Origin of the sequence: Roseibium aggregatum (genome assembly GCF_014692675.1) — a bacterium.
GTDB lineage: Bacteria > Pseudomonadota > Alphaproteobacteria > Rhizobiales > Stappiaceae > Roseibium > Roseibium aggregatum_C.
In genome coordinates, this window is record NZ_JABFCZ010000017.1 from 1 (window position 1) to 12,578 (window position 12,578).

The 12,578-nt window shown below is 61.6% G+C and carries 15 protein-coding genes; 10 read left to right on the forward strand and 5 right to left on the reverse strand.

Going from position 1 to position 12,578, the window contains the following annotated elements; genetic code table 11:
* Nucleotides 1-139 precede the first annotated feature (139 nt).
* From creD to msrA, 4 genes are all read left to right on the forward strand, one after another.
* Nucleotides 140-937: a cell envelope integrity protein CreD gene (gene creD, locus HK439_RS15550; RefSeq protein WP_209011854.1), complete on the forward strand. Its 798-nt coding sequence runs from the start codon at nt 140-142 to the stop codon at nt 935-937.
* Between the two features lie 137 nt (nt 938-1,074).
* Complete coding sequence (locus HK439_RS15555; protein WP_328804182.1) at nt 1,075-1,458, forward strand: VOC family protein; 384 nt, start codon at nt 1,075-1,077, stop codon at nt 1,456-1,458.
* 39 nt (nt 1,459-1,497) lie between these two features.
* On the forward strand, nt 1,498-1,875 hold the full coding sequence (locus HK439_RS15560) for a VOC family protein (protein ID WP_190292452.1): 378 nt from the start codon (nt 1,498-1,500) through the stop codon (nt 1,873-1,875).
* 126 nt (nt 1,876-2,001) lie between these two features.
* Nucleotides 2,002-2,643 carry a peptide-methionine (S)-S-oxide reductase MsrA gene (msrA, locus tag HK439_RS15565; protein WP_190292453.1) on the forward strand — a complete coding sequence of 214 codons (642 nt, stop codon included), beginning with the start codon at nt 2,002-2,004 and terminating at the stop codon, nt 2,641-2,643.
* 203 nt (nt 2,644-2,846) lie between these two features.
* Here the strand turns inward: msrA and recQ are convergent, their stop codons facing one another.
* From recQ to HK439_RS15580, 3 genes are all read right to left on the reverse strand, one after another.
* On the reverse strand, nt 2,847-4,712 hold the full coding sequence (gene recQ, locus HK439_RS15570; RefSeq protein ID WP_419247592.1) for a DNA helicase RecQ: 1,866 nt from the start codon (nt 4,710-4,712) through the stop codon (nt 2,847-2,849).
* Nucleotides 4,713-4,817: 105 nt separating this feature from the next.
* Complete coding sequence (locus HK439_RS15575) at nt 4,818-5,702, reverse strand: 1-acyl-sn-glycerol-3-phosphate acyltransferase (protein WP_209011856.1); 885 nt, start codon at nt 5,700-5,702, stop codon at nt 4,818-4,820.
* A gap of 116 nt (nt 5,703-5,818) precedes the next feature.
* Nucleotides 5,819-6,196, reverse strand: coding sequence for an MAPEG family protein (locus HK439_RS15580; protein WP_190292454.1), 378 nt, complete (start codon nt 6,194-6,196; stop codon nt 5,819-5,821).
* A gap of 240 nt (nt 6,197-6,436) precedes the next feature.
* Here HK439_RS15580 and HK439_RS15585 point away from each other — a divergent pair, with 240 nt between their 5' ends.
* On the forward strand, nt 6,437-6,793 hold the full coding sequence (locus HK439_RS15585; RefSeq protein ID WP_190292455.1) for a carboxymuconolactone decarboxylase family protein: 357 nt from the start codon (nt 6,437-6,439) through the stop codon (nt 6,791-6,793).
* Nucleotides 6,794-6,809: 16 nt separating this feature from the next.
* Here the strand turns inward: HK439_RS15585 and HK439_RS15590 are convergent, their stop codons facing one another.
* Nucleotides 6,810-7,190, reverse strand: a complete 381-nt coding sequence (locus HK439_RS15590) for a rhodanese-like domain-containing protein (protein ID WP_190292456.1) — start codon at nt 7,188-7,190, stop codon at nt 6,810-6,812.
* Between the two features lie 227 nt (nt 7,191-7,417).
* On the opposite strand from HK439_RS15590, the gene HK439_RS15595 reads away from it, so the two are divergent.
* Nucleotides 7,418-7,873 (forward strand): low molecular weight phosphatase family protein, encoded by a 456-nt coding sequence (locus HK439_RS15595; protein WP_209011859.1) that lies wholly within the window; start codon nt 7,418-7,420, stop codon nt 7,871-7,873.
* Here HK439_RS15595 and HK439_RS15600 read toward each other — a convergent pair.
* A complete protein-coding gene (locus HK439_RS15600; protein ID WP_190292458.1) occupies nt 7,870-8,493 on the reverse strand; it encodes a GNAT family N-acetyltransferase in 624 nt (207 codons plus the stop codon). The two genes, HK439_RS15595 and HK439_RS15600, sit on opposite strands and share 4 nt — an antisense overlap.
* Before the next feature lie 248 nt (nt 8,494-8,741).
* Between HK439_RS15600 and HK439_RS15605 the strand changes: the two genes are divergently transcribed.
* From HK439_RS15605 to mdh, 4 genes are all read left to right on the forward strand, one after another.
* Nucleotides 8,742-9,194 carry a protease inhibitor Inh/omp19 family protein gene (locus HK439_RS15605; RefSeq protein ID WP_209011860.1) on the forward strand — a complete coding sequence of 151 codons (453 nt, stop codon included), beginning with the start codon at nt 8,742-8,744 and terminating at the stop codon, nt 9,192-9,194.
* Between the two features lie 75 nt (nt 9,195-9,269).
* Nucleotides 9,270-10,043, forward strand: a complete 774-nt coding sequence (locus HK439_RS15610; RefSeq protein ID WP_190292460.1) for a DUF7662 domain-containing protein — start codon at nt 9,270-9,272, stop codon at nt 10,041-10,043.
* 205 nt (nt 10,044-10,248) lie between these two features.
* The gene (gene zapE / locus HK439_RS15615; protein WP_235987940.1) at nt 10,249-11,409 is read left to right on the forward strand and encodes a cell division protein ZapE; all 1,161 of its coding nucleotides are present in this window, start codon (nt 10,249-10,251) and stop codon (nt 11,407-11,409) included.
* A 174-nt stretch (nt 11,410-11,583) separates the two neighbouring features.
* On the forward strand, nt 11,584-12,546 hold the full coding sequence (gene mdh / locus HK439_RS15620; protein ID WP_190292462.1) for a malate dehydrogenase: 963 nt from the start codon (nt 11,584-11,586) through the stop codon (nt 12,544-12,546).
* Nucleotides 12,547-12,578: the final 32 nt, after the last annotated feature.

The following is a 12,578-nucleotide window of genomic DNA, read 5'->3' on the forward strand; positions in this document are numbered from 1 at the left end:
CAGGCTGCACACGTTCTTGCCAAGATCAATTCCAAGTACAAAAATCGACATCGGTCCGTTCCTCTCTACCTCAAATACAGAGCAATCCTATCGGATCGCTCCGGAGAGGGGCGGGCCATCCCATAATTACAACAAAAACATGCAACTTGCTTCGTCCGGCATTAATGCGCCGATCCCGCCGGCCAGCTGGCGGTCGGGCTTTTCCTTTGACATTCCCCTGCAATTCAACGGCTCGACCGCAATTTACCTGGCGCCGGCCGGCCAGACGACAAAGGTTGCAATCACTTCCGACTGGCCCCACCCGGGCTTTACCGGAGCCTTTCTGCCGGAGACTCGAGACATAACCGACGGCGGCTTTACCGCCGAATGGGTCATTCCGTATCTGGCGCGCGGCCTGCCGAAGTTTCTGGAGACCACCATCCTGCCCCTGCAATCGACAATGATGGGCGTGAAGTTCGTGGAGCCGGTCGATTTCTACCAGACCATCTCAAGGTCGTTGAAATATGCCATCGGTTTCTTCAGCCTGACCTTCATGGCGGTGTTCATGCTGGAAATGGGCTCAAGCTGGCAGTTCCACTGGATCCAGTACGGTCTGGTCGGTCTGGCGCTGGTCGTCTTCTATGTGATGCTGCTCGCCCTGGCAGAGCATATCGGATACACGCGGGCCTATCTGGCCGCCGCCTGTGCCGCGACCGCCCTGAACGCCGCCTATGTCGGATCGTCGCTGAAAAGCTGGATGGCCGGTGCCGTCATGCTGACGGTTCTGGCCAGCATCTACGCGGTTCTCTACGCGCTGATGCGCGAGCAGGACTACGCCCTGCTCATCGGATCGATCATCGCCTTTGTCGCCCTGGCGATCACCATGTTCGCGACCCAGAGGATCGATTGGTCGGGGCAACGGCAAAAGGCCGCGGACCCTCGTTCTGCAGCCGCCTGACCGCTTTCATCGCATCATGAAAGATTGCGCGCGGGCGATTGCAGCTCGCGCGCAAACCGGATTTGATCTTGCGGATTCCTACAAAGTGTTCTTTATTTGTTCCTGGTATTTTTTAGCAAGGAACTGGACCCATGGGCATTCTCGATCACGTTGGTTTCGCGGTTTCCGATTTTGAAAAATCGAAGGCTTTCTACGGACAGGCGCTGGCGCCGCTCGGCATCAAGGTCCTCATGGAGGTCACGCCCGAAATGACCGGCAGCGGAGCTCATTGCGGCTTTGGCATCGACAAGCCTGAATTCTGGATCGGCACCGGCAAGGCGCTCACCGGCGGCCTGCACGTGGCCTTTACCGCACCGAGCCGGGCGGTTGTCGATGCATTTTACGAAGCGGCATTGGCCGCCGGCGGCCGGGACAACGGCGCGCCCGGACTGCGCCCGCACTATCATGAACATTATTACGGGGCCTTCGTGCTCGATCCGGACGGCCACAACATCGAGGCGGTCTGCCATCGCCCGGAATGAGGGGCCCGGAATAAGGGGCCGGAACAGGAGGAAACCAGCATGCACAAGAGCAGACTGGCAGTGGCGGTCATCGACTGTCAGGGGGGCGATCTCGGCGAGCACGCAACCTTCTGGGCAAGCGCTCTCGGGCGGGTCGCGGAAGACCGGCCCAAGGATCCGAAATATCGCGACTTGATCGGTCCGGACAGCGAGATGCGCCTGCTGGTGCAATCCGTCGACCACGGCCCGCGGGTTCACCTGGATATTGAAACGGACGATATCTCCGCCGAGGTCGCACGTCTGACAAGACTTGGCGCCAGGGAAGTCGGCAAATGCAAGACCTGGGTCGTGATGGAGGCCCCGAGCGGGCACCGCTTCTGTGTCGTGGGGCCGCAGCGACCGGACTTTGAGAAAAACGCCAACGTCTGGGAGGACTGAGGCCGGTTCTTCTTTCCGAGACGTTCACACGCCATCAAACCAACGCGATCAGACGCCGCAAGAGGGTGACGGTGACGTTCGATTGTCTTAGGTCTGGGGCCATAATATCCCGGGAGGTCCCAGACCATGCGTGCCCTTGTTCTTGCCGCCGTTGTCGCCGTCACCAGTGCAACAGCCGTTCTGCCTGTCAAAGCCGAGACCGCGGTTGTCGCGGGCGGCTGTTTCTGGTGCGTGGAATCCGATCTGGAAAGCCTGCCGGCCGTACGCGAGGTCGTGTCGGGCTATGCGGGCGGAACGACGCTAAACCCGACCTACCGGAATTATGACGACGGCGGCCATCGCGAGGTGGCCAAGGTCGATTTCGACGAGAGCAGGCTGAGTTATCGCGATCTGATCGGCATCTTCCTGCGCACCATCGACGTCACCGATGCCGGCGGCCAGTTCTGCGACCGCGGCCACGCCTATTCCACGGCGATCTATCCGCTGGACGACGAGCAGGCGAAGGAAGCGAAGGCCGCCATCGCCGATGCGGAGAAGGATCTCGGCAAAAAGATCGTCACGCCGGTGGAAAAGCCTGCCGTCTTCTGGCCGGCGGAGGACTATCACCAGGACTATTACAAGAGCAGTGTCCGCACGCTCACCCGCTTCGGCTACGTCAAACGGTCCGATGCCTACAAGGGCTACCGCAAGGGCTGCGGCCGCGATGCGCGGGTGAAGGCGGTCTGGGGCGCGGAAGCCTTCAAGGGACTGCCGGTCGCCACCCACTAACAGAGCATTGGGCTCAATATCGCGCGTTTGATGACGGCGGTGCCATGCTGCCGTAGTGCATAACAAGTCGTGATGTGGATTGGATCACCCGCACTTCGCAGTGTGATGACGCCTCATATGGGGAAAGGTCCTGCCATTTACCCGGTGTCATTGCCCGGCGAATATGTAAAGACCGGGCAATCCAATGGCCTTAACCTTAGGCGCTAAACCCCCGCCTCGAAGGCTTCCACCAGATCGATGAAGGCCTCGCCGTAGCGGTCCAGTTTCGTCTGGCCGACACCGGAAACGGCAAGCAGCGCGTCAGCGGAAACCGGCCGGGCCTTGGCGATGCCTGCAAGGGTCGCATCCGGGAAAACCACATAGGGCGGCACTTCGGCGTCCCGCGCGATCTGGGTGCGCAGCCGGCGCAGGCGTTCAAACAGCAGCCGGTCTTCCGCATCGAGGTCGTCGGCAAGGGATGCGGAGTGTTTGTCGCGGGTCTTCTTCAGGCTCGCCGTTCCCCGGTCCTTGCGCAGGAGAACGTCCCGCTCGCCGCGGAAAACGCCACGGGCGTCCTCGGTCAGGATCAGGGCGCCGAAATTGGCGTGGTCGACGTCGAGCAACCCGCCGGCGACGAGCTGGCGGGCCACCGACTGCCAGGTCTTGGCCGAATGTTCCTGGCCGATGCCATAGACCGACAGGCGGTCGTGGCCGAAGCGGGTGACCTTTTCCGTTTCCTTGCCGAGCAGCACGTCGATCACGTGCCCGGCGCCGAACCGCTGGCCGGTGCGGTAGACCGTGGACATGAATTTCTGCGCGGCTTCCAGCCCGTCCCAGGTCTCCACCGGCGACAGGCAGGTGTCGCAATTGCCGCAAGGCTCCGGATAGGTCTCGCCGAAATGGGCGAGCAGCGCCTGTCGCCGGCAGCCGGCGGTCTCGCAAATGCCAAGCAGCGCGTTCAGCTTGGCGTTTTCCGCCCGCTTGATTTCGTCCGGCGCATCGCCTTCGGCAATCATCCGCCGCCGCTGGACCACATCGGCCATGCCGTAGGCCATGAAGGCTTCCGACGGCGCGCCGTCACGGCCCGCTCGGCCGGTTTCCTGGTAATAGGCCTCGACCGAGGACGGCAGGTCGAGATGAGCGACGAAGCGCACGTCCGGCTTGTCGATCCCCATACCAAAAGCAACAGTGGCGACAAGGCACAGGCCTTCTTCCAGCAGAAAGGCGTCCTGGTTGGCGGCGCGGATATCGGGTGCAAGACCGGCGTGATAGGGCAGTGCGCGGATGTCCTTGGAGGTCAGCCACTCTGCGATGTCTTCCACCTTGGCGCGCGACAGGCAGTAGACGATACCGCTTTCGCCCTTGTGGCGGGTCAGGAAATCCAGAAGCTGCTGGCGCTGGTTGGTGCGCTCGACGATTTCATAGCGGATGTTCGGCCGGTCGAAGCTGGTGGAAAAGACATCCGCGTCCTCCAGCTTGAGGCGCTTGAGAATGTCTTCCTGGGTGTGCGGATCGGCGGTCGCCGTCAGCGCCACGCGCGGCACGCCCGGATACCGGTCCGCCAGAGAGGACAGGGTCAGATATTCGGGGCGGAAATCGTGGCCCCACTGGCTGACGCAATGGGCCTCGTCGATGGCGAACAATGCAATCTGCAGCGTGTCCAGAAACCGGCGGAAGCTCTCCGTCGCAAGCCGTTCCGGGGTGACATAGAGCAGGTCGAGGTCACCCGAAAGCGCGCGGGCGCGAACGGCATCCTGTTCGTCCGGGCTGAGAGCGGAATTGAGCGCGGCTGCACGGACACCGGCGGCAAGGAGCGCGCCCACCTGATCCTTCATCAGGGCGATCAGCGGAGAGATGACGATGCCGATGCCGGGCCGGCACAGCGCCGGGATCTGGTAGCACAGCGATTTGCCCGCCCCTGTGGGAAACAGGACCACCGCATCGCGCCCGGCAACGAGCGCGTCGACGACTTCCCGCTGGCGGCCGCGAAAGGCGTCATAGCCGAAGACCCGGCGCAGAACGTCCGCGGGTTCGGAACCGGGTTCGGATAGCGCAGTAATTTCCGGAGCTTCGGTGCGAAGCGGCTGAATGGAGGACAAGCCGATGATTCCTTAGATCTTGCCGAACCATCTCTTATTCGCCGGTTTTGGGCAATCAGGGGCTGTGGATGACTTTCAGAAAATGAAAGGTCTTGCTCAAAATTCCGCGTCCGGTTCGCTCGCAAGCGTCTCGGCGCAGTGGACGCGCAAGCGTTCGGTCAGTTCGGCGAGGTCGCCTTCCAGCGCCTCGGGGCTGATCGGCTTGCCGAAATGGACCCGGAATTCCGCATCCTTCTTGTTGAGGAGCTCGTTGAAGACGGTCATGTCGCGCAGTTCCGTCGACACCCGGGCCAGGAAGTAGAACAGGCCCGAATTCCGCCCGCCCATATGGACGGGAATGATCGGCGCCTTGTTCTTGCGCGCCAGCGCCAGCGCCGAACTCATCCACGGCCGTTCGGTAAGCTTGCCTTCGTGCCAGTAGGCGAGTCGACCCGAGGGAAACAGCACCACCACCCGCTGGCTGGAAAAGGCGTTGGCGGCGATCCGAAGCGTTTCCTTGGTCTTCTCGCGGGTCTTGAAGCCGTCGCGCCATTCGACCGGCACGATCATCTCCGCAAGCCGCGGATTGATGCGGATCGCGTCCCGGTTGGCGAAGATGGCAAGATCCGTGCGCTGCGGCTTGATGGCGTCATAGAGCGCAATCCCGTCGGCGATGCCGGTGGGATGGTTCGAGACCAGCACCACGGGACCGCTGGCCGGCACCCGCTCAAGGCCGACCGTCGTCATCTTCAAGGTGAGAAGATCGCTCAGGTGATCGAAGACCGACTTGGCCTCCATCGGTCCAATGGTATCGGCCATGTCGACTGCCGACCGGTAGCGCAGGATCTTGTGGGCGATCGGCCGGATCAGGGGCCACCAAGGGCTGGCCATGACCTGCTCGCCGCGTTCGGCAATCAGCGTGTCGACAATATGCATCTCGCCTTGCAGCCGCTGACTATGGCCGGTCGGCAATGCCGCAGTCGTCTGGTCGGATGTCGGCACGAAGTTACCCTGGGTCTTTCGTTGGTTGTTGTTCAAGCATGGTTACCGAATGCAGCGGCCCGGCGCAAATGCCAGTTGTCGCGAGCCGTTGCGGACAATCGGCCGTATCGGCGAAATCAGCTCCAAACCGGTGACGTGAAAATTCCCACGACGGACAGGAACCCGACGGCCCAGGAAAGCGATCGCTGGGTCGCCCGGTCGGTCCAGTAACAGAAGGTGTAGATAAGCCTCATGGCGACGAACAGGACCGCCAGCCGGTCGATCCAGGAGGGATCGCCGCCCTGGCCGAGTCCGACGATCACGGCGATGGCAAAAAACGGAAAGGCCTCGAACCCGTTCGCCTGGGCCGCATACGCCCGGGACCGGAATCCGTCGCGCCAGTAGTCCGGGTCGCGGGGATTGGCATTGTCGTAGTCCTTGCTGAGCTTGGCCGGAAATGCCGCGGCGATCGGCAGGATCGCGGCGATCAGAATGCACCAGACGGAAACGGGCACGGAACAGGTCCTCTTGCTTGTCCGATGGGGGAACCATCGGTTCTTGTCAGTCGATAATAGTCGGGTTGAAAGGTCGGCGGGACAAGGCCGCGGTGTCATTAACAGGATAACAGACCGAACAATCGGCGCGTCATTTGAGTGAAATCAACGAAGGTTGCGCAAATCGTGATTGGTATAGGCGCCATTGCCTCAGCCTGCCGGCAGGATTTCCGGCAGGCAACGCGCTCCAGGGGAAAAGACATGTCCGTATCCGATTGGCAATCCTTCATTTCACAGACCGACAAGCGCATGGCAGAGCTGCGCGGCGGCATTCCGGGCGTCACCAAGGGCTTTCACGAGGTCGCCCGCGCTGCGATCGCGCCCGGTGTGCTGGATTCAAAGACCAAGGAACTGATCGCGCTTGCCATCGGCATTACGGCGCGTTGCGACGGCTGCCTGGCCTATCATGCCAAGGCAGCCGCGAAATACGGCGCGACCCGGGAAGAGGTCATGGAGACGATCGGTGTCGCCGTATACATGGGCGGCGGGCCGTCCATGATCTACGGCGCCGAGGCGCTTGCCGCCTTCGATGCCTTTGGACCGAAGGCGGAAGCCTGAGGGGAATTCGGGTCGATCAGGGACGCGGCACGTGGGCGCCGGTCGACGGATCGGTGCCCAGGTAGCCGTTGCCGCCCTGTTTCCAGGCGTTGAAGCCGCCGGCCATGTGGGCGATCTTGGAAAACCCCGCGGCCAGGCATTTTTCCGCCATTCGCCGCGACCGCATGCCGGATCCGCAGTAAAGCACGATCGGCCGGTCTTCAGGCGAGCCCGGCAGGCGGGCCGGGTCGAATGCCGACATGGGCGCCAGAAGAGCGCCGCCCACATGCTCGAAGTCATATTCGGACGGGGTGCGCACGTCGATCAGCACGATCGCGTTCCGGTCGTACATTTCCTTGACTTCCGCAACTGAAAGCGTCTGCAGCGTGCCGCCGTTGATAATTTCCGTTTCCGCCATGAGTGCGGTCCTTTCCTGATTGGGAGGGCAGAGAATGGATGCCGGTTTCTTATATCCGAAATATTGAAGATAGAGGAACGCCCCTTCGCGTTGAAATGCGAATTGATCGGGCCGCGTCCTCATAAATGAGTTTCCGACCCGGATTGTCACATTGTTTTCCAAACGCGGGCGTAGAGGAGGTGCCGCGCGCTGGGGCGATTCGCATAACGGTAATTCGGAGGTTCGCCGTGTCCAAAACAACCGTGCTGTTCGTCTGTCCTGACAACGCCTTCCTTAGCCCGCTTGCAGAGGCCTATATGAACGCAAGGGGAGAGGGCATCGTCAGGGCCTTTTCGGCCGGCCTCGTGCCGGCTCCGGAACTGCATGCGGCGGCCCGGCGATTGTTGTCCGCCCACGGCCTGCAGGCGGACGGTTTGACCCCGAAAAGCCTGGATGTGTTCCTTCAGCCGCTTGCGCCTGCTCTGGATCGAATCATTTATCTGGCCGATCTGCCGAAAGGCGACCTGAGCGCCATCCGGGGCGATGCGCCGGCGATCGATGTCTGGAGGATCGCCGATGCACTGCCGCGTCCGGAATCCTTCGAAACTTGCGCCGCCATGTTCGACTGCATATGCGATGCGATCGACGATGTTCTGGATCCGCCGGTGCATCCCGAAGCGGTCTATAGAGTTCTCGCCGGTTAGGACTGTTGTCCGGAAGCGGCCGACGCCAGCCTGCGCGGCTGGAACAGCGTCCTCGCCACGTTGTTGCGGATCCAGTCTTTCATGCGGGCTTTCGGGGCCTTGATCAGGCCGATCATGTCGCCGGACTGATAGGTCAGTCTGGCGGCGAATTTGCGCGCCAGCGCCTGCATGGTGTGATTGGCCGCAAGGCAGCTGATGTAGATATGCTCGATCTGGAGATCGCGCGCCTCGTTCAGGAGGGCGTCCATCAACCGCGTGCCGACGCCATTCCGGCGCCAGCCCTTTTCCACGCAAAAAGCGGCTTCGGCCATGTGCGGCTCCGGCAGGGTGCGCAATTCCGCGGTTCCGCGCAGGACACCGTCCTCGAAATAGCCGAAAATGACCGGGCTTTGCGCGAAACTGGTTTCCGCATAGGACACCAGGAACGAATCGTCGACCGTCATGGCGAATCGGTTGCGCCGGCTTTCCGGGTCCAGGCGCAAAAGAAGATCGCGAAAGGCGGATTTTTCATCGCCGCGGAGGGGGCGGAACGTCCCGGAAAGCCCGGAAACCCCAGAAAACGGCTCGTTACAGCTCTTTTGCCGTTTGGTCCGGAACCAGGTTCGGGCAGGCTGCAGCATGGAAGGCTCCTGTCAAAAACAAACCTCCCAAGGCGTCCTCCCAGACGTCGACAGTCATATAAAGGCCGCATCCTGCCTTTTTCAATAGCGCAATTCTTAGACTTGAGTCGGGTTTTGGCGTTTTCACCATTGTGGGCTAAGACTTGGTAAACGATGTTCGCGGCGGAACGGGACGGATTGATATGATGCGGAATACGACGATTGTTGTCGGGCTGTGTATTTTGGCCGGCATAACCGGGTGCCAGAGATTGTCCGGAGGCAGTCGCTATGCAGCGCCGCTGCCGGCGACCCCGACGACACCGGTCGGGCAGGGTGATTTGCAGCCGCTCGACGGATCCGTGCCGGGCAGCCCTTACGACAATGCAGGAAACGGGACCGATGTCGCTGCCAACACTCTTGCAGAGCCGACGGGGGCTTTGGAGGTAAGCCGCAGCGACATGCTCGGCGGCTGGAAGCTGAGTTCCGGTACAGACAATTGCATGGCGTTCATGACCCTGACCACCTGGTCCGGCGGTTACCGCGCCAACACGCGCGGATGCACCAGTCCGCTCCTGAGCGGAATTTCCGCCTGGGATCTGAGCGGCAAGCAGGTGGTGCTGAAAGACGCGAGCGGGCAAACCGTTGCGCAGCTCTATGCGACGTCTGCACAGCAGTTCAACGGCCAGACCGCAAACGGCGCCCCGGCGTCTCTTTATCGATAACAACCTGAGGTAATTTTTACTGGACGACACGCGTTTAGGCTGTAAACTTGGTTCATCTAGGGAGACAGCTGAAACATGTCGAAATACGATCCGTTGCGTGAACACCTGGCGCGCCTTGAGGATGTGGTCTGGGCTGCCAAACTCGACGATGTCGAAAACATACTTGGATCTAATTTGCCCAAAAGCGCGCGCGAACACCGCACCTGGTGGGCGAATTCGGGCGGAAGTCTCGTGCATCAGAATGCGTGGCTCGATGCGGGCTGGCGGGTCGAGAGAACCGATCTGAACCGAGACGTGGTCGTTTTCCGCCGCTTGCGGATCGGCGGAACCGCGCTTGCCGGCAGCAACGGCACAGCGCGTCCGCGGGTGCGGGAAAAAGGCAGCGATGCGGAACGGCGGTTGGCCAAGGCCATGCCGGCCCTGCGCCAGCCCGTGACGGTGACGCTTCGCGCGGAGTGGACCACACTCGGCGATCTGCACAAGGTGCCCTGTTCGGCGACGAATATTCCGCAAGGCCCGGGCATCGTCCGGGCGGTGAGCCTCAGGGAAGGCGAGCCAAGCTCTCTGATCTTTCCGGCCGTTTCCGTCCAGACCTGCTACAGCCGTCTGCGAAAGGCGATGAAGGAGGACGGCCCTGAAAAGGACAGCAGCCTGCTGGTGTCGCTGGGGCTGAACCGGACGACCCCGGTCGAATGCGATGCGGTCAAGCTGGGCAATGCCTGGCTGTTGACCGATGGCCGCGGCCGCAAGGCGAATTTCGAGGACCAGACCGAACGCAACCTGGTCGCCCAGTTGCTTTACCTTCAGGAACTCCAGGCCGGACGGGCCGCGCAGCTTCTTGCCGAATAGGGCATTGTCGAAAGGTCCGGTCCGGCTACGCCTTTTGGCTAAGCGTTCCAGGCGTATGAAAACTATTTTCAGTCAATCAACCGATTAGGTCTGCGCCCGGCCTTGCATCCGGGCTCAATAGACCGTATTCGCCATGCGACAATTTGTACCCGCCGACCCGGCCGCCGGGACTGCGGATGTGGCATTCTCGCATGGAGCGCCAGTTTTGAAAGTCGAATTGCCGGTCAACCGAGCGCTGGAAGCGCGGTACAACGCGCTGGTCGCCGCTGGCGAAATCACCCGGGACGGGGCGCAGATTGAAGCGGTCCGCAAGCTCGATCTTCTCAACAGCCGCCTGGCAGAGGTGCGGCTCGCCTCCAAGAAAAGTTCGCTCGGCTGGCTCTTCGGCCGCAACAAGGATCTTTGGAAGGATGTGACCGGCCTCTACATGTGGGGCGGTGTCGGGCGCGGCAAGACGATGCTGATGGACCTCTTTTTCGAGGTGACCGTCATCCGCCGCAAGCGCCGGGCGCATTTCCACGAATTCATGGCCGATGTGCACGACCGCATCTATGCCCACCGCCAGGCGCTCAAGCGCGGAGAGGTCAAGGGCGACGATCCGATCGGTCCGGTTGCCGACCAGATTGCCGTCGAGACCCGGCTCTTGTGCTTCGACGAATTCTCCGTCACCGACATCGCCGATGCGATGATCCTCGGCCGCCTGTTCGCCCGGCTGTTCGAACTCGGCGTCGTCGTCGTGGCGACGTCCAACGTGGACCCGAAGGACCTCTACAAGGACGGGCTCAACCGCCAGCTGTTCCTGCCCTTCATAGATCTTCTGACCCGCCATGTGGAAGTCGCCAAGCTGGACAGCCCGACCGACTACCGTCTGGACAAGCTGGCTGGAGCGCCGGTCTATGTGACGCCGCTCGGACCCGAGGCGGACGAAAAGATCGGGGATCTTTGGCACAAGCTTACCAACGGCGTGACGCCCCATCGGGAAGAACTGGAAAACAAGGGGCGGAAGATTCCGGTTGGCCGGGTTGCATCCGGTGTCGCACGGTTTACGTTCGAGGAGCTGTGCAGCCGTCCGCTCGGCGCTTCGGACTATCTTCGGATAGCCCATGCCTACCGGACGGTCTTTATTGAGAATATCCCGGTCATGGACAAGCCGCGCCGCAACGAGGCGAAGCGGTTCATCAACCTGATCGACACGTTCTACGACAGCGGGGTGAAGGTCATCATCTCGGCAGAGGCGGAACCGACCGGGCTCTACGTGGCGCCGGACGGAACGGAAGCCTTCGAATTCGACCGGACCGTTTCCCGGTTGATCGAGATGCGGTCGGAAGCCTACCTGACGGGAGAAAATCATCACGGACAATCCTGAGTATACATTACGTATACGTCAATGATCTTGACGGGAGTCCGAACGGTAAATTTGAGTTTCAGGCGCAATAGTCTTTAGATTAGCTTGCGCAGGGAAGCCAAAGGGAGTAGTGCCATCCCCGGTCATCAGCGGATGGCATAAGGTTCCATCTTACGTAAAGGGAAACTTTCGGATATGGCGCGGAACAAGATTGCTTTGATCGGCTCAGGTCAAATCGGCGGTACGCTCGCTCATCTTGCTGGCTTGAAGGAACTTGGAGACATTGTTCTCTTCGACATCGCGGAAGGTGTTCCGCAGGGCAAGGCGCTGGACCTGGCTGAATCCTCTCCGGTCGACGGCTTCGATGCCAAGCTGGCCGGCGCGAACGACTACGAAGCCATCGAAGGCTCCGACGTTGTCATCGTCACGGCCGGTGTTCCCCGCAAGCCGGGTATGAGCCGCGACGATCTTCTCGAAATCAACCTGAAGGTCATGGAGCAGGTCGGCGCCGGCATCGCGAAATACGCGCCCGACGCATTCGTCATCTGCATCACCAACCCGCTCGATGCGATGGTCTGGGCCCTGCAGAAGTTCTCCGGCCTGCCGGCGAACAAGGTGGTCGGCATGGCCGGCGTGCTCGACAGCGCCCGCTTCCGTTACTTCCTCGCCGAGGAGTTCAACGTCTCCGTGGAAGACGTGACGGCCTTCGTGCTCGGCGGCCACGGCGACACCATGGTGCCGCTGACGCGCTACTCCACCGTTGCAGGTATCCCGCTTCCGGATCTGGTCAAGATGGGCTGGTGCACCGCGGACCGCCTGGAGGAAATCGTCCAGCGCACCCGTGACGGCGGCGCAGAGATCGTCGGCCTCCTGAAGACCGGCTCCGCTTTCTACGCCCCGGCGTCCTCCGCCATTTCCATGGCCGAGAGCTATCTCAAGGACAAGAAGCGCGTCGTGCCCTGTGCGGCGGCTCTGAGCGGCCAGTACGGCCTCAAGGACACCTATGTCGGTGTGCCGGTGGTTATCGGCGCCGACGGCGTCGAGCGCGTCATCGAAATCGACATGAACGCAGACGAAAAGGCGATGTTCGACAAGTCCGTCGCCTCTGTCGCGGGTCTCGTCGAGGCCTGCAAGAAGATCCAGCCGGCGCTCGCCTGAGCCGCCAGACGGAACCCGACGATCGCCGCCTG